Here is a 16,077-nt window from a genome sequence, read left to right as displayed (position 1 = left end):
TCCTGCGAGGCAGACTGGTCGACGACGAAGGGGCGACACACCGTGACCACCACCGAGCTCGAGGACTTCCCGGCGCTGACCCAGCGCTACCAGCGTGAGCTGCTGGCCCACTGCTACCGGATGAGCGGCTCGGTCCACGAGGCCGAGGACCTCGTCCAGGAGACCTTCCTGCGCGCCTGGAAGGCGTCCGCGGACTTCCAGGGCCGGTCGTCGGTGCGCACCTGGCTCTACCGGATCGCCACCAACGTCTGCCTGACCAACCTCGAGGGCCGCCCCCGCCGCCCGCTGCCGGCCGGGCTCGGCACGCCCGACGCGATGGCCGGTGACGCGCTCGAGACCGACCACGAGATCGCCTGGCTCGAGCCGGTGCCCGACGCCGCCGTCGTCGTGGCCGAGCGGGACTCGATCCGGCTGGCGTTCATCGCCGCCCTGCAGCACCTGCCCGCCCGGCAGCGTGCCGTGCTGATCCTGCGCGACGTGCTCCGCTGGTCGGCCGCCGAGGTCGCCGAGGCGCTGGACACCTCCTCGGCCGCGGTCAACTCCGCCCTGCAGCGCGCGCACGCCCAGCTCGCCGACCGTGGCCTGACCGAGGAGACGGTCGAGCCCGACCTGACGCCCGCCCAGCGCCAGCTGCTGGACCGCTACGTCGAGGCCTTCTGGCGCAAGGACGTCGACACCATCGTCAGCCTGCTCACCGCCGAGGCGGTGTGGGAGATGCCGCCGTTCACCAGCTGGTTCCGCGGGGCCGACAAGATCGGCTGGCTGATCGGCACCGAGTGCCCCGGCGGCTCCTTCGACATGCCGATGCTCGCGACCTCGGCCAACGGCCAGCCCGCCTACGGGCTCTACATGCGCTCCGAGAAGGGCGACTTCGTGCCGTTCCAGCTGCAGGTCCTCGAGCTCGACGGCGAGCGGGTCCGGCACGTGCGCGCCTTCTTCGACCACGCCCTGTTCGCCACCTTCGGGCTGCCCGAGCGGCTGCCCGCCGACCACCAGCCGGTCGCGGACCACCGGTGACCCCGCCGCTCGACGGGGCCGTCGAGCTGCTGGAACGGGCGCTGGCCTACACCCGGGGAGCCCTCGCCTCCGTCGACGAGACCGCGCTCGCCGGCCCCACCCCGTGCCGTGGCTGGACGCTCGGCGTCCTGCTCGACCACATGGACGACGCCCTCCTCGCCTTCACCGAGGCCGCCGAGGGCTGGGTGCCGGTGAGCCCGACCCAGCCCGGCGGCACCCGCGTCGCCACGCTCCAGGACCGGGCCTGCGCGCTGCTCGGCGCCTGGACGCGGGCCGCGCCCGGCGTCGTACGCGTCGGTGACCGTCCGGTCGACCCGGCCCTGCTGGTCGCGACGGCCGCGCTCGAGATCACCGTGCACGGCTGGGACGTCGCCCAGGCCACCGGCCTGCGGACCCCACTGCCCCAGCGGCTCGCCCGGAACCTGCTGCCGGTCGCGATGGAGGCGGTGACGCCGGCCGACCGGGGATCGCGGTTCGCCCCGGCGCGGCCGGCGGCGGACGAGGCGTACGACGCCCGGCTGCTCGCCTTCCTCGGCCGCGACCTGACTGGTCCACCGGTGCCCAATCCCCGCAATCCGGGCACGGCGCCGGGGCGGGCTCCCTAGCCTTGCCGCCATGCAGGGAACCGACCACGCCGAGCTGGCTCCCGGCGACCTCGCTCCCGCCCTGCTCGAGGGCTGTCTGCTGGCCCGGGCCGGCCGCACCACCGAGGCGCTGGCCGCGCTGGAGGCGTTCCGTTCCGACGCCGATCCGGCCCCCGGGAGCGTCGAGCGGGCGGTGCTGCTCGCAGCGGCCATGGACTGCCGGCTCGCCCGCGGCGACCTCGGCGAGGCGCTCGCGATCGGTGACGAGCTCGCGGACTACGACGACGTCGCCGGGCAGGCGACCGGGCCGGCCGCGGGCCTGGCCCACGCCGCGCGGGGTGAGCTGAGCGCGGCGCTCAGCGAGACCGAGCTGGCCGCCGCCCACTTCGAGCGTGCGGGACGGGTCCTCGAGCAGCACGACGTCGACCCCGGGCTGGTGCCCTGGCGCACCGGCGCCGCGCTCGCCGCCGTGCGCCTCGGCCGGCGCACCGAGGCGACCCGCCTGGCCCGCGAGCACCTCGACCTGGTGCTGCCCTCCGGATCGCCGTACGTCGTCGCGCAGGCGCTGCGCACCCTCGCCGCCACCGACGCCGGGGCCGACTCGCTGGACCTGCTGCGCCGCGCCCGGGCCACGCTCACCGGGCTCCCCACCGGACGGCTGGCCGTGCAGATCGACACCGACCTGGCCGGGCTGCTGCTCCTCACCCCGGGCGAGCAGGCCTCCGCCGAGGCGCTGGCGCTGCTGCGCTCGGCCGAGGAGTACGCCGGCCACCAGGAGCTGTGGCCGCTCCAGGGCCGGGTCCGCCGGCTGCTCGAGCGGATGGGTGAGGCCCCGCGACGGGTGCGCGCCGAGGTGCTGGCGACGCTGACCGCGTCCGAGCGCCGGGTGGCGAGGCTGGCGGCCGACGGCCTGACCAACCGCGCGATCGCGCAGCGGCTCGACGTCACGGTCAAGGCCGTCGAGTGGCACCTCTCCCACGTCTACCGGAAGCTCGAGATCCCCTCGCGCGCCGGCCTCGCGGCCACCCTCGGCACCCGCGGCTGAACTGGCCCGCTTCTTGTAACGCTCCGTTAGGGAGACTGGTGCGCCGCTACAACGGGGTCCCAGAGTCCCTAACGGAGCGTTACAAGTGATTCAGCCCAGCCAGGTCATCGAGCGCCCGTGCCCGTGGGTCCACGCGACCGCCCGCCCGTCGACACCCAGCACGAAGGTCGGCAGGTCGGCCGGGACCTCGGGTCCGGTGGCGGTCACGCCGGGCAGCACCCGCTTGCCCTCGTTGCTGACCCAGTGGCAGCGGCCCGCGCCGACCAGGTCCGCCATCAGCGCCGCGAACCGCTCCCGGTCGTCCTCTTCGAGGTAGGCGATGACCGCGCTGTGGAAGACGACGACCCGGCCGTGCCGGCCCGCCTCGTCGACGAGGCCGGGCAGCTCCTCGAGCAGGTCGCCCCGCACGATCCGGGGCGGATCGGCCCGGGCCACCGCGATCGCCTCCTCGAGCCGCGACCGACGGTCCTCGTGCTCGGGCCAGACCAGGGTCGTCAGCCACGCCATCGCGTCGGCGTCGGTGACGTCGAGCGGGTTGAGGTCGACGCCGCCGCGCCACGCCACGGTCGGCAGCTCCCGGGGCAGCGGCGCCGGCCCGGTGACTCGGCAGCCCAGGGTCGGGCCGGAGCCGGCGGTGACGGTGCCGTCGTCGGTCTGCCACGCGTACCTGTGCCGGTCGGGGTAGAGGCACAGCCCGGCGCTCGCACCGACCTCGAGCAGCGCGAGCGGCTCACCGCCGGCGACGCGGGCGAAGGCGGGCGCCAGCGTCGCCAGCCGCCCGGCCTCGTTGGTCTGCGTCGACCGCGCCAGGATCGTGGCCCGGACGGCCCCGTCGTCCTCGAGCAGCGCCGCGCGCAGGGCGGCGTACGGCCCCGGAGCGAGTACGCCGTGCCACCGGGCCGAAGCGAACACCAGGTTGGGCTGCTGCTTGATGCCCGGCAGCGAGCCGATCCAGGCCAGCAGCTCGGGGTCCGCCACGACCGACCGCGCCCACTCCTCGAAGCAGGGCGAGTCGGTCGCGGCGTCCGCGAAGTCGGCGTACTGCGCGGCGACGTCGGTCCACGGGTCCACCGGCCGATCATGACCGATGGCGGCCGGCGGCGGGGTGGCTCAGGTGACCGGCAGCGCGACGTATGTCGTCTCGAGGTACTCCTCGATCCCCTCGAAACCGCCCTCGCGACCGAATCCGCTCGCCTTGACCCCGCCGAACGGCGCCGCCGGGTTGGAGACGAGGCCGGTGTTCACGCCGACCATCCCGAACTCGAGGGCCTCCGCGAGCCGGATCGTGCGGGACAGGTCGCGGGTGTAGACGTAGGACGACAGGCCGTACTCGGTGCTGTTGGCCTGCCGGACCGCGTCCTCCTCGGTGCGGAACGTCGTGATCGGCGCGACCGGGCCGAAGATCTCCTCGGCGTTGATCGCCGAGTCGGCCGGCACGTCGAGCAGCACGGTCGGCGGGTAGAAGTAGCCCGGCCCGTCGGGCGCCTCGCCGCCGACGACCACCTTGGCGCCGTCGTGGACGGCGTCGGTGACCAGCTGGCTCACGGTCTCGACGGCCTTCTCGTCGATGAGCGGGCCCACGTCGACACCCTCGTCCTGGCCGCGGCCCACGGTCATCGCGCCCATCCGCTCGGCCAGCTTGCCGGCGAACTCCCCGGCCACGTCCTCGTGCACCAGGAACCGGTTGGCGGCGGTGCAGGCCTCGCCCATGTTGCGCATCTTGGCGACCATCGCGCCCTCGACCGCCGCGTCGACGTCGGCGTCCTCGAACACCAGGAACGGCGCGTTCCCGCCGAGCTCCATGCTGACCCGCTGCAGCTGGTCGGCGGACTGCTTGACCAGCAGCCGGCCCACCCCGGTGGACCCGGTGAAGCTGACCTTGCGCAGCCGGTCGTCTGCCTGCAGCGTCTCGCTGAACTCCTTGGTGTGCCGGGTGGTCACGACGTTGAGCACCCCGTCGGGCAGGCCCGCCTCGGCGAGCACCGCCGCGAGGGCGAGCATCGTCAGCGGCGTCTGGGCGGCGGGCTTGACCACCATCGTGCAGCCGGCGGCGACCGCCGGACCGATCTTGCGGGTGCCCATCGCCAGCGGGAAGTTCCACGGCGTGATGAACAGGCACGGGCCGACCGGCTTCTTGATCGTCAGCAGCCGGCTGCCGCCGGCGGGCGCCTGCATCCAGCGGCCGTGGATGCGGACGGCCTCCTCGGCGTACCACCGGAAGAACTCGGCGCCGTAGGCCACCTCGCCCTTGGCCTCCTTGACGGTCTTGCCCATCTCGAGGCTCATCAGGTGTCCGAAGTCGTCGGCGCGCGCGGTGATCATCTCGAAGGCGCGGCGCAGGATCTCCCCGCGCTCGCGGGGCGGGGTGGCGGCCCAGTCGGCCTGGGCGGCGACCGCGGCGTCGAGCGCCTCGACCGCGTCGGGGACCGAGCCGTCGGCCACGTCCGTGATCACCGACCCGTCCGCCGGGTCGATCACGTCGAACCGCGCGCCGTCCTCCGCCTCGCGCCAGGTGCCACCGATGAAGAGGCCCCGCTGGTCGGGGCCGAGGAGATCGAGTCCGTTCATGACAGAGAGCCTTGCACGTCGCGACCTTCCGCAAAACCGCAGACAGGGCACGGGATCCCGTGGGAATCTTGGACCGTCGACCTCGGAGGGAGCACCTGCGCGTCGGCACGAACCCCTTGCTGACCCCATGCAGCGAGGGGTTCTCCCGCTCTGCCGTCGCTCGTCCCCTGTCGTCGGCCGGGCCACAGCCGCGCGCGGGGGCCCGCACCCTCAGGTCGGTCCCCCGCGCGCCGGCCGCCGACCGGACCGCCGTACGACGCGGGACGCCACTGGACCCTTGCGCAGCGGCGCCGGGAGTAGTTGCCTCGGAGTCGGACATGCCGAGGGGCCGAGCGGCCCGGAACCGAGGTGGCGACATGGCGGACAAGGGGAGCTCGCGCAGAGCGGCCGGCCACGATCTCGAGGCGAGCAGCCCGGACCGGATCCGCAACGTGGTGCTGGTGGGGCCCGGAGGCTCCGGCAAGACCACCCTGGTCGAGACGCTGCTCGCCACCTCCGGTGCCATCACCCGGGCAGGGTCGGTGCGCGACGGCAGCACCGTGTGCGACTTCGAGGACTCCGAGCACGCCCACGGCCGCTCGATCTCCCTCGCGGTGGCCCCGCTCGTGCACGACGGGGTGAAGGTGAACCTCGTCGACACCCCCGGGTACGCCGACTTCGTCGGTGAGCTCCGGGCCGGGCTGCGGGCCGCCGACTGCGCGCTGTTCGTGGTCGCGGCGAACGAGGGCGTCGACGAGGCCACCCGCGCGCTGTGGCGCGAGTGCGCCGCCGTCGCGATGCCCCGCGCGGTGGTGGTGACCAAGCTGGACCAGGCCCGTGCCGACTACGAGGGCGTCCTGCGGCAGGCCCAGGAGGCCTTCGGCGAGCGGGTCGTGCCGCTGTACGTGCCGCGCCGGGAGGGCGAGCGGGTGGTCGGCCTCGCCGGGCTGCTCGCCCCGGACGGCGGCGGCCCCGAGGAGCTGCGCGGGGAGCTGATCGAGGGCGTCATCGAGGAGTCCGAGGACGAGACCCTGATGGACCGCTACGTCGGCGGCGAGGAGATCGACGAGCAGGTGCTGACCGCCGACCTCGAGCGCGCGGTGGCGCGGGCGACGTTCTTCCCGGTGGTGCCGGTCTGCTCGATGACCGGCGTCGGCTGCACCGAGCTCCTCGACCTGGCCACCCGCGCCTTCCCCTCCCCGGCCGAGCACCCGGCGCCCGAGGTGTTCACCCCGGCGGGGAAGGCCGCCCCGGCGATCGACTGCGACCCGGGCGGCCCACTGGTGGCCGAGATCGTGAAGACGACCAGCGACCCGTACGTCGGCCGGCTGAGCCTGGTCCGCGTCTTCTCCGGCACCCTCGCGCCCGACCAGGCCGTGCACGTCTCGGGCCACTTCACGTCGTTCTTCGGGGCGTCCTCCGGTCACGACGACCACGACGAGGACGAGCGGGTGGGCGCGCTGGCGCACCCGTTCGGACGGAGCCAGGTGCCGGCGTCGCGGATCATCGCCGGCGACCTGTGCGCGGTCGGGCGGCTCACCCGGGCCGAGACCGGGGACACGCTCTCGTCGGTGGACGACCCGCGGGTGCTCCGTCCGTGGTCGATGCCTGAGCCGCTGCTGCCGATCGCGGTGGTGGCCCACAGCAAGGCTGACGAGGACAAGCTGTCGCAGGCGCTCGGGCGGCTGGGCGCCGAGGACCCGTCGCTGCGCATCGAGAACAACGCCGAGACCCACCAGCTGGTGCTCTGGTGCCTCGGCGAGGCCCACGCCGAAGTCCTGCTCGAGCGGCTCACCTCCCGCTTCGGGGTGCACGTCGACCAGGTGCCGTTCACGGTCTCGCTGCGGGAGACGTTCGGGGGGTCGGCCAAGGGGCACGGGCGGCACGTGAAGCAGTCCGGCGGGCACGGACAGTTCGCGGTCTGCGACATCGAGGTGGAGCCGCTGCCGGAGGGCTCCGGGTTCGAGTTCGTGGACAAGGTGGTCGGCGGCGCCGTACCCCGCCAGTTCATCCCCAGCGTCGAGAAGGGCGTGCGCGCCCAGATGGAGCGCGGTGTCCGGCTCGGCTACCCGGTGGTCGACCTGCGGGTGACGCTCACCGACGGCAAGTCCCACAGCGTCGACTCCTCCGACATGGCCTTCCAGACCGCGGGCGCGCTGGCCCTGCGCGAGGCGGCCGCGTCCACGTCGATCGTGATGCTCGAGCCGTACGACAGCGTCACCGTCGTGGTCCCCGACGACCTGGTCGGCGGGGTGATGAGCGACCTCTCCACACGCCGCGCGCGGGTGCTGGGCACCGACAAGGTCGGCGAGGACCGCACCAGCATCGTGGCCGACGTCCCGCAGACCGAGCTGGTGCGGTACGCCGTCGACCTGCGCTCGGCCAGCCACGGATCCGGCACGTTCACCCGGACCTTCGCGCACTACGAGCCGATGCCGGACGACGTCGCCGCGAAGCTGCCGCCGCGGGAGAGGTAGCGGCTGCAGGAGTCACCGGTCCACCGGCGATTCCTGCACTTCTCAGCCGCTTGATGTCTAGCGGTGAGTGCGACACCTGAGGAGGTGTCGCACATGGCCGGTGGTCGCCCGCCGTTCCCACGAGAGGTTCGTCGTCGGTTCTGGCTCGGGATCGCGGCCGGGCTGGGGCGGTACGACGCGGCCGTGGCCGCGGGCGTGTCGCGGGCCTCGGCGGATCTGTGGTTCAGCCAGCGTGGCGGGGTGATCCCAGCCAATGCCCGGTCCTACGGCTCACCGGCGAGGTCGCCCGCCCCGCAGGGTCGGCGATTGTCGATGTCAGATCGGGAAGAGATCGCCCACTTGGGTGCCGCCGGGCTGACGCCCGCCCAGATCGCGGAGGAGATCGGGTTCGACCGCTCCACGGTCTACCGCGAGCTGAACCGTGGACGTACGCCGTCGGCCCGATACCGTGCCAGTGTTGCCCAGGCCCGGGCCGACGAGCGGGCCCAGCGCCCCAAGCCGGCCAAGCTGGCGACCAACCTGCGGTTGCGGCGTGAGGTTCAAGACCGGTTGGCCCGCAACCACAGTCCCCGGCAGATCGCCCGGCGGCTGCGGGTGGACCTTCCCGACGATCCGGAGATGTGGGTGTCGCACGAGACGATCTACCAGGCGCTCTACGTGCAGTCCCGGGGCGGGCTGAGGCGCGAGCTGGCCAAGCACCTGCGCACCGGCCGGACGCTGCGCAAGCCGCAACGCCACCGCGAGGGACAGCAGCGACGGGCGCCCCGATTCCCGGGCATGGTGATGATCAGCGAACGACCCCCCGAGGTCGCCGACCGGGCGGTGCCCGGCCACTGGGAGGGGGACCTGATCATGGGCAAGGACAACGCCTCCGCGATCGGCACCCTGGTGGAACGAACGACCCGGTTCGCGATGCTGCTGCACCTGCCGACCGGCTGGGACGCCGAGGTCGTCGCCGAGGCCATGATCGCGAAGATGCTCACACTGCCCGACCAGCTGCGCCGCTCGCTGACCTGGGACCAGGGCAAGGAGATGGCCAGCCACGCCCGGATCGCCCTCGCGACCGGCCTGGATATCTACTTCTGCGACCCCCACTCACCCTGGCAGCGCGGCTCCAACGAGAACACCAACGGGCTCCTGCGCCAGTACTTCCCCAAGGGCACCGACCTGTCCTTCTGGGGGCCCGGCTACCTCGACACCGTCGCCGCCGAGCTCAATGGCCGTCCCCGCGAGACCTTGAGCTGGGCCACCCCGGCCGAAGCGCTCGACCGGCTACTCTCAGACCCCAACAAACCAGGTGGTGTCGCACTCACCGGTTGAAATCACCCCGGTGCAACGGCTGAGAACGTCAGGAGTCACCGGGTAACCGGTGACTCCGACATGGGCTCACCCCTGCGCCGAGCGCAGGAACTCCTCCAGGATCGGACCGGCGGTGCCGGAGCCCGACTCGCCCTCGTCCACGAAGACGGCCACGGCGAGGTCGCCCTGCGCCGCGATCATCCACGCGTGGGTGAGGACCTTGCCGTCCTTCTCGAACTCCGCGGTGCCGGTCTTGGCGATCACCGGCGGGCCGGGCACGTCGGCGAGCAGGCTGCCGCTCCCGGAGGTGACCACGCCCCGCAGCATCGAGCGCAGCGACGCCGCCTCGGCCCTCGTCACCGGCGCGACCCCGTCCGGCGGCGACACCTCGACCGACTTCACCAGCCGCGGCACCACCAGCGAGCCGGTCTGCACCGACGCGATCACCGTCGCCATGGCCATCGGCGAGGCCAGCACCTTGCCCTGCCCGATCATGTCCGCGGCGGCCTCGGTGTCGGAGGCGGCCGGCTGCTCGACGCTGCCGAAGTACGCCGGGAAGCCGAGGTCGTGGTCGACCCCGAGGCCCAGCGAGGCGGCGGCGTCGCCGAGGTCCTGGCCACCCAGCCTGTCGGCCTCGGCGATGAACGCGGTGTTGCACGAGTTCGCGAGCGCGGTGCGCAGCGGGATCCGGCCGATCCCGCCGGCCGGGTAGTCGGAGTAGTTCTTGAAGGACTTGCCGTCGACCGTGATCGTCGTCGTGCACGGCACGATCGTGTCCGGGCGCAGCCCGGCCCGCAGCAGCGCCAGCGTGCTGACGCTCTTGAACGTCGAGCCCGGCGCGAGCTGCCCGTAGGTCGCCATGTTGTAGCCGTCGTTCCCCGGGCCGTTGGCGGCCGCCAGGATGTCGCCCGTCGACGGCCTGATCGCGACCAGGGCGCTCGCCGGCCCGACGCCCGCGAGCGCGCGCTCGGCGGCGGTCTCGAGTCGCTCGTCGAGGGTCAGCGCCAGCGTCGAGCCACGGGTGGCGTCGGCCCGGTAGAGCTCCCGCTCCTTGCCGTCGGAGCCGACGGCGTTCACCACCACGCCCGGGGTGCCGCGCAGCTGGTCGTCGTACCTCGCCTGCAGCCCGGACACCCCCGCCTGGTCGCCGGGCCGGTACTTCCCGGGGTCGTCCTTGACCATCTCGGCGGTCACCTCGCCGACGCTGCCGAGGATGGGGGCGGCGAACTCCTTGGTCGGCGCCAGCGGGATGCGGTCGCCGAGCGCGAGGACGCCGGGGATGCTCTCGTAGTCGCCCACCGCGTCCGGCACCCCACCCTTGCGGTAGACGATCGCCTCCACGTAGGCCTTCGCCCCGGCGGCCTCGACCCGCTTGGCGTACGCCGCCGCGTCGATGTCGACCATCGCGGCAAGCCGTCGCGCCGAGTCGACGGCCTTGCGGGCCGGCACCTGGGACTTGTCGATCCCGAAGCGGACGACCGGCCGGTCGGTGACCAGCACGCTGCCCCCGGCGCCGGTGATGCGGCCGCGCTTCGCCTCGATCGGCGTCGCCGCGAGCGTGACCCCGTCGACCAGGCTGGGCTCGACGACGGATCGGTCCCAAGCGACCTGCCACTCGTCGTCGACCTTGGTCATCCGCGCCTCGGTGGTGTAGCTCCACTCGTCGCCGCCGACCGGCCACGTCCACGCGAGCGGCGCCGTCGCGGAGTCGCCGGACTCCTTCACCGGACCCGCGGAGACGACGGGGTCCACGTCGCCCATCCCCTCGACGGTGGCCTCGTAGTCGTCGGTCACCTCGGTGGGCGTCTGCTGGGTGAACGCCACGTCACCGAACGACCCGGACGCCAGTGCACCGGCGAGCGTGTCGGCCGCCTCGTCGGGGTCCGGCCCGGTCGCCTTGGTCACCGAGTCGCACCCGGTCGCGAGCAGCCCGAGCAGGGCGGTCGTGGCGAGTCCGGCCGTCCAGCGGCCGGCGTTGGTCTGTCGAGCCCCCATGCCCCCGGTTCTACCAGCCCCCGGCCAGACGGGCGTCAGTGCCTGGCCAGCCAGCGGTCCAGGTCGACGCCGGCTGCGCGCGCTGCCCGCCGGGCCTGCGGCGTGGTCAGGTCCGGAGCGACGAAGCGCTCCGGCGAGATGGCCGCGTCCTGGTCGGCGTAGGCCCGCTGCTGCTGGGTCAGCCGGTCGGTGGACGCGACGGCGGCCCGCACGACCGCGGGCGTGACGGTGAGGCTCGCTCCGGTCAGCAGCGGGCTGACCAGCGGGGAGTAGCCGGAGGAGTGCCCGGCACGGTTGGGGTGGTAGCTCTCGGTGATCGGGTTCGACAGCCCGTTGATCCACTCGGTGCTGTCGCACACCGCGTGCCCGGTGAACCGGCCGGTCGGGTTGGCGAAGCCGAAGCCGCGGGCCGCGGCCGCGCTGGCGAGCTTGCTGTTGAGCAGGTCGGCGGTGGCGTTGAGCCGGGTCTCCTCGGCCGGGGAGAACCAGGTGGCGGCGTTGCAGTCCTCGCCCATGAAGACCCGCGGGTAGCCCACGACCACCACCCGGGCGTTGCTGGCCCGGCTGCGGATGGCGGAGTACAGGGTGGACAGCGCCGCCGGCAGCTTGGTGCTGATGTAGGCCTGCGCACCGTCGATCGCGGCGTTGCAGCTGCTCATCCAGCCGGGCAGCGCGCACTCGGTGAGCACGTCGGCGAACCCCGCGTCGTTGCCGCCCACCGAGATGGTCACGTAGCTCGTGGCCGGGCCCAGCGCTCCGAGCTGGCTGGTGGTGACGTCCGGGATCGTCGCTCCGGAGCAGGCCCGGAAGTTGAGCGCGTAGCCACGGGCGGCCGCGACCAGGCTCGGATAGGCGTACGCCGAGCGCTGGCACGACGTCCCGTCGGCGAGGTAGCTGCGCGTCCCGACCCCGGAGGAGTAGGAGTCACCGAGGGCGACGTACGACGGTGCCGCGGCCTGCGCGGGAGCCGTGGGGGCCAGCAGGGTCAGGACGACGCCGAGGACGGCGAGCGCGACCGGGCGCGGGTGGATGCGCACGAGGACCTCCCGAGAGGGTGAGCGGCCACCCGATGTGGCCTGGCTCACTCAAGCACTCGGTGCCCCCGCCCCGCTAGAGGTCAGCGCCAGAGGTCAGCGCCAGAGGCTCAGCGCTCGAGGGTCAGCGCGCCTTGTGCCGCGGCTTGCGCCGCTCCGCGCCGCCCCGGTCCGGGCCACCGCGGTCCGGACGCCCGCGCGGCGCACCCTCGTCGCGGCGCAGCTCGATGAGCTTGCCGGAGATGCGGGTGCTCTGCAGGGCGTCCCACGCCGAGCTCGGCAGCTCGGCGGGGAGCTCGACGAGCGAGAAGTCGGGACGGATCTGGATGTGCCCGAAGTCGCTGCGCGACAGGCCGCCCTCGTTGGCGATGGCGCCCACGATCTGGCGGGGCTCCACCTTGTGGCGCTTGCCGACCGCGATCCGGTACGTCGCCATCGGGACGTCGCTCTGGCGCCCCCGGCGCTCCGGGCGCGGGCCGCGCTCGGGCCGGTCGCCACGCTCCGGGCGCTCCTTGGGCGGGCGCACCTCGTCGCGCGGGTCGAGCAGCAGCGGGGTGTCACCCTGCGCGACCACCGCGAGGGCGGCCGCCACGTCGACCTCGGGCACGTCGTGCTCGTTGACGTAGTGCTTGATGATGTCGCGGAACTTCTCGATCCGGGACGCCTGGTCCAGCGCCTCGGTGATCGCGTCGTCGAACCGGGCCAGCCGGGTCTCGTTGACGTCCTCGACCGACGGCAGCTGCATCTGGGTCAGCGGCTGACGGGTCGCCTTCTCGATGTGCTTGAGCAGGTAGCGCTCGCGCGGCGTCACGAACGAGATCGCGTCGCCGCTGCGGCCCGCGCGGCCGGTGCGGCCGATGCGGTGCACGTAGGACTCGGTGTCGGTGGGGATGTCGTAGTTGACGACGTGGCTGATCCGCTCGACGTCGAGGCCACGGGCGGCGACGTCGGTGGCGACGAGGATGTCGAGCTTGGCCGACTTGAGCTGGTTGACCGTGCGCTCGCGGACGTTCTGCGGGACGTCGCCGTTGATGGCGGCCGCGGAGAAGCCGCGCGCCCGCAGCTTCTCGGCGAGCATCTCGGTCTCGTTCTTGGTGCGGACGAAGACGATCATCCCCTCGAAGTTCTCGACCTCGAGGATGCGGGTGAGGGCGTCCACCTTCTGCGGGTAGGACACCGTCAGGTAGCGCTGGGTGATGTTCGACGCCGTGGCCGTCTTGTTCTTGACGGTGATCTCGACCGGGTCGGTGAGGTACTTCTGCGACAGCGACCGGATCTGACGCGGCATGGTGGCCGAGAACAGCGCGACGTTCTTGTCGTCGGGGGTGTCGGCGAGGATCGTCTCGACGTCCTCGGCGAAGCCCATGTTGAGCATCTCGTCGGCCTCGTCGAGGACCAGGAAGCGCAGCTCGGACAGGTCGAGCGTGCCCTTGTCGAGGTGGTCCATGATCCGCCCCGGCGTGCCGACGACGACGTGCACGCCGCGGCGCAGCGCGGACAGCTGCACGCCGTACCCCTGGCCGCCGTAGACCGGCAGCACCTTCACGCCGCGCAGGTGGGCGGCGTACCGCTCGAACGCCTCGCAGACCTGCAGGGCGAGCTCGCGGGTCGGTGCGAGCACCAGCGCCTGCGGCGTCTTCTGCGACAGGTCGAGGCGGGACAGGATCGGCAGGGCGAACGCCGCGGTCTTGCCGGTGCCCGTCTGCGCGAGGCCGACGACGTCGCGACCCTGCAGCAGGTGCGGGATCGTCTCGGCCTGGATCGGCGAGGGGGTCTCGTAGCCCACGTCGCGCAGGGCGTCCAGCACCCCGTCGGCGAGGCCGAGCTCGGCGAAGGCGGGGGTCACCTCGGCGGCGAACTCGTTCTCGTCTGTGGTCATTCCCACCACGGTAGTGGTTCCGGACGCCTCGTCACGACTCGACGTCGCGGAGACGCTGCTCACGCCGGCACCCCCGCTCAGGCGGTGACGGTGGTCCGGTCGGTCTCGACCCGGCCGGTCAGCCGCCGGCGGAACGCCGCGTCCTCGCGGGCCGTCACCTCCACGTCGTACCAGCCACGGTCGGTGGGCCAGGCCAGCGCCCGCCGGCCCCCGGCAGGCAGCACGACCGTCCTGTCGCGACCCTCGTGGGCCCGCGGACGCAGCCGCAGGGTCACCGCACGAGGCCCGTCGTTGACCAGGAGCAGGCCGAGGGTGGCTCGCCGCCGGACGAACGTGGGGCGTACGTCGACCCGCGCGGCGGCGCCGGTCACCGAGCCCGCGATCTCGCACCAGAACCGGTTCGGCCCCTGCACCAGCAGGTCCCAGCCGCCCCCGGGCAGGAGCGCGGTGAGCGACTGGGAGGACCGGCCGTCCACCGGGACGAAGGTCGGCCGGGTGAGGTCGCCGCGGAACGGGTAGACGGCGAACGACGCGGTCGACTCGCCGGTGTTGGCGAGCTCGAGCCGCAGCGTGCCGCGGTCGAACGTGGCCGACACCGCCGGCTGGTAGGCGAGCGGCCGGGCCGACCGGCGGCCGGGCTCCTGCTCCGGCAGCTGCTGGTCGGCCGGCGGCGCCGGGTGCCAGCGCGTGATCGGCGCCGGCACCGCGTCGGGCTGGCTCAGCGTCGGGGGCGTGCCGGGCCGCTCGAAGTCGAAGGCGCCGACGAGGTCCGAGCAGACCCGCCGCCGCCACGGGGAGATGTTGGGCTCGGCCACCCCGGTCCAGCGCTCCAGCAGGCGCAGCGTCGAGGTGTGGTCGGCCACCGAGGAGTCGACGTGGCCCCCGATCGTCCACGGCGAGACGATCGTCATCGGGACCCGGGGCCCCAGCCCGATCGGCTGCCCGTCGTACCAGTCGTCGCCGTCGCCCGAGGTCGGCCGGGGCGCGACCGGCGGCGGCACGTGGTCGAAGAAGCCGTCGTTCTCGTCGAAGTTGAGCAGCAGCGCGGTGGTCGACCAGGTGTCGAGGTCGGAGGCGAGCACGTCCAGCAGGTCGTGGACCAGGTTGGCGCTGCCCACCGGGGTGGACGCCCCCGGGTGCTCGGAGAGGGCGGCGGCCGGGACCAGCCAGGTGACCTGCGGCAGCGTGCCGGCGGCGATGTCGTCGCGCAGCCGGTCCAGCAGGGTTCCGGGCCGGCTGCGGTACATCCCCCGGTCGAACAGCGACCGCTCCGCCGGGGTGAGCGCGGCCCGTCCCTGCTCGAGCTGGGCCAGCAGCGCGTCCTGCTCCGCGGGCGACCGGTCGTGCAGCGAGTCGTAGAGCTCCTCGGTGGTGCGGAAGCCGCCGTCGACGTGGGCCAGCATCTTGGTGCCGATCCGCTTGAAGGTCGTGAAGTACTCGACCGCGTTGTCGGTGAAGTTGTCCCACTCCTGGTAGATCTGCCAGCTCACCCCGGCCTGCTCCAACCGCTCGGGGTACGTCGTCCAGTCGTAGCCGGGGTGCGCATAGTCGTACGCCGCGTTCGTGACCGCGCGGCGGACCCCGTCCGGCTCGTAGCCGGTGGTCCCCGTCCAGAAGTAGTTGCGGTTGGGGTTGGTCGACCCGAAGACCGAGCAGTGGTAGGCGTCGAGGGTCGTGAAGGTCTCGGCGAGCTCGTGCTGGAGCGGGATGTCGCTGCGGTCGTAGTAGGTCATGGTGGCCGCGGTCTTGGCCGGGACCCAGCCGTCGTACCAGCCGTCGGCCCAGGCCTGGGTGGCGTCGGTGAAGCCGTGCGCGAGGGCGCCGAGGTACTGGATGTCGCTGGCCGGGCGCCCCGAGTCCAGGGCGGCCTGGCGCACCGAGAAGGGCAGTACCTCGCCGCCGGCGCCGTCCGGTTGTCGCATCACCGACCCGCCCCCGCGGCGCCGCAGCGGGTTGCGGTCGGCGTACCCACGGACGCCGCGCAGCGTCCCGTAGTAGTGGTCGAACGACCGGTTCTCCTGCATCAGCAGGACCACGTGCTCGACCGCGGCGAGGCCGCCGGGCCGCATCGGCGCGGCCATCGCGCGGTGGACGGAGGGCGGCAGCAGCGACCCCGCCGCCGCGAGGCCGGCCGCTGCGCCGCCGGTCTTGAGGATCTGTCGTCGTGTGGGGCCGCCCGAGGTGTTCGTCATGGGGTCAT

General features: G+C 73.3%; 11 protein-coding genes. 5 read left to right on the top strand and 6 right to left on the bottom strand.

Annotation, left to right across the window (positions count from 1 at the left end):
* Positions 1-42 precede the first annotated feature (42 nt).
* The 3 genes from ACZ43H_RS20325 to ACZ43H_RS20315 are packed head-to-tail and all read left to right on the top strand — an operon-like array spanning position 43 to position 2,646.
* On the top strand, positions 43-1,017 hold the full coding sequence (locus tag ACZ43H_RS20325; RefSeq protein WP_464585949.1) for a sigma-70 family RNA polymerase sigma factor: 975 nt from the start codon (positions 43-45) through the stop codon (positions 1,015-1,017).
* Complete coding sequence (locus ACZ43H_RS20320) at positions 1,014-1,622, top strand: TIGR03086 family metal-binding protein (protein ID WP_464585947.1); 609 nt, start codon at positions 1,014-1,016, stop codon at positions 1,620-1,622. Before ACZ43H_RS20325 ends, ACZ43H_RS20320 begins: the two co-directional genes overlap by 4 nt.
* A gap of 10 nt (positions 1,623-1,632) precedes the next feature.
* Positions 1,633-2,646 carry a helix-turn-helix transcriptional regulator gene (locus ACZ43H_RS20315; protein WP_464585946.1) on the top strand — a complete coding sequence of 338 codons (1,014 nt, stop codon included), beginning with the start codon at positions 1,633-1,635 and terminating at the stop codon, positions 2,644-2,646.
* A gap of 90 nt (positions 2,647-2,736) precedes the next feature.
* Here ACZ43H_RS20315 and ACZ43H_RS20310 read toward each other — a convergent pair whose 3' ends face one another.
* Both ACZ43H_RS20310 and ACZ43H_RS20305 read right to left on the bottom strand, forming a co-directional pair.
* Entirely contained in the window at positions 2,737-3,717 is a 981-nt protein-coding gene (locus ACZ43H_RS20310; protein ID WP_464585944.1) for a DUF2332 domain-containing protein, read from the bottom strand.
* Between the two features lie 39 nt (positions 3,718-3,756).
* Positions 3,757-5,214 (bottom strand): NAD-dependent succinate-semialdehyde dehydrogenase, encoded by a 1,458-nt coding sequence (locus tag ACZ43H_RS20305; RefSeq protein ID WP_464585943.1) that lies wholly within the window; start codon positions 5,212-5,214, stop codon positions 3,757-3,759.
* Between the two features lie 356 nt (positions 5,215-5,570).
* On the opposite strand from ACZ43H_RS20305, the gene ACZ43H_RS20300 reads away from it, so the two are divergent.
* Both ACZ43H_RS20300 and ACZ43H_RS20295 read left to right on the top strand, forming a co-directional pair.
* Positions 5,571-7,670 (top strand): elongation factor G-like protein EF-G2, encoded by a 2,100-nt coding sequence (locus tag ACZ43H_RS20300; RefSeq protein WP_464585941.1) that lies wholly within the window; start codon positions 5,571-5,573, stop codon positions 7,668-7,670.
* A gap of 93 nt (positions 7,671-7,763) precedes the next feature.
* Entirely contained in the window at positions 7,764-8,990 is a 1,227-nt protein-coding gene (locus ACZ43H_RS20295; RefSeq protein ID WP_464585940.1) for an IS30 family transposase, read from the top strand.
* 66 nt (positions 8,991-9,056) lie between these two features.
* On the opposite strand, the gene ACZ43H_RS20290 is transcribed toward ACZ43H_RS20295, so the two are convergent.
* From ACZ43H_RS20290 to ACZ43H_RS20275, 4 genes are all read right to left on the bottom strand, one after another.
* Positions 9,057-10,964: a penicillin-binding transpeptidase domain-containing protein gene (locus ACZ43H_RS20290; protein WP_464585938.1), complete on the bottom strand. Its 1,908-nt coding sequence runs from the start codon at positions 10,962-10,964 to the stop codon at positions 9,057-9,059.
* A gap of 35 nt (positions 10,965-10,999) precedes the next feature.
* Positions 11,000-12,001 carry an SGNH/GDSL hydrolase family protein gene (locus tag ACZ43H_RS20285; RefSeq protein WP_464585937.1) on the bottom strand — a complete coding sequence of 334 codons (1,002 nt, stop codon included), beginning with the start codon at positions 11,999-12,001 and terminating at the stop codon, positions 11,000-11,002.
* Positions 12,002-12,122: 121 nt separating this feature from the next.
* Positions 12,123-13,877 (bottom strand): DEAD/DEAH box helicase, encoded by a 1,755-nt coding sequence (locus ACZ43H_RS20280; protein ID WP_464585935.1) that lies wholly within the window; start codon positions 13,875-13,877, stop codon positions 12,123-12,125.
* Positions 13,878-13,954: 77 nt separating this feature from the next.
* Positions 13,955-16,069, bottom strand: a complete 2,115-nt coding sequence (locus tag ACZ43H_RS20275) for a phosphocholine-specific phospholipase C (RefSeq protein ID WP_464585934.1) — start codon at positions 16,067-16,069, stop codon at positions 13,955-13,957.
* Positions 16,070-16,077 lie beyond the last annotated feature (8 nt).

The organism is Nocardioides sp. DN36 (assembly GCF_055380375.1).
Note: the sequence above shows the minus strand (reverse complement) of the source record. Positions and strands in the feature narration are given on the sequence as shown.

What these genes read in the sequence shown, in the direction of transcription:
- ACZ43H_RS20280 (WP_464585935.1), bottom strand. Translation starts at nt 13,877, where the DNA reads ATGACCACAGACGAGAACGAGTTCGCCGCCGAGGTGACCCCCGCCTTC.
- ACZ43H_RS20290 (WP_464585938.1), bottom strand. Translation starts at nt 10,964, where the DNA reads ATGGGGGCTCGACAGACCAACGCCGGCCGCTGGACGGCCGGACTCGCC.
- ACZ43H_RS20305 (WP_464585943.1), bottom strand. Translation starts at nt 5,214, where the DNA reads ATGAACGGACTCGATCTCCTCGGCCCCGACCAGCGGGGCCTCTTCATC.
- ACZ43H_RS20295 (WP_464585940.1), top strand. Translation starts at nt 7,764, where the DNA reads ATGGCCGGTGGTCGCCCGCCGTTCCCACGAGAGGTTCGTCGTCGGTTC.
- ACZ43H_RS20300 (WP_464585941.1), top strand. Translation starts at nt 5,571, where the DNA reads ATGGCGGACAAGGGGAGCTCGCGCAGAGCGGCCGGCCACGATCTCGAG.
- ACZ43H_RS20315 (WP_464585946.1), top strand. Translation starts at nt 1,633, where the DNA reads ATGCAGGGAACCGACCACGCCGAGCTGGCTCCCGGCGACCTCGCTCCC.
- ACZ43H_RS20275 (WP_464585934.1), bottom strand. Translation starts at nt 16,069, where the DNA reads ATGACGAACACCTCGGGCGGCCCCACACGACGACAGATCCTCAAGACC.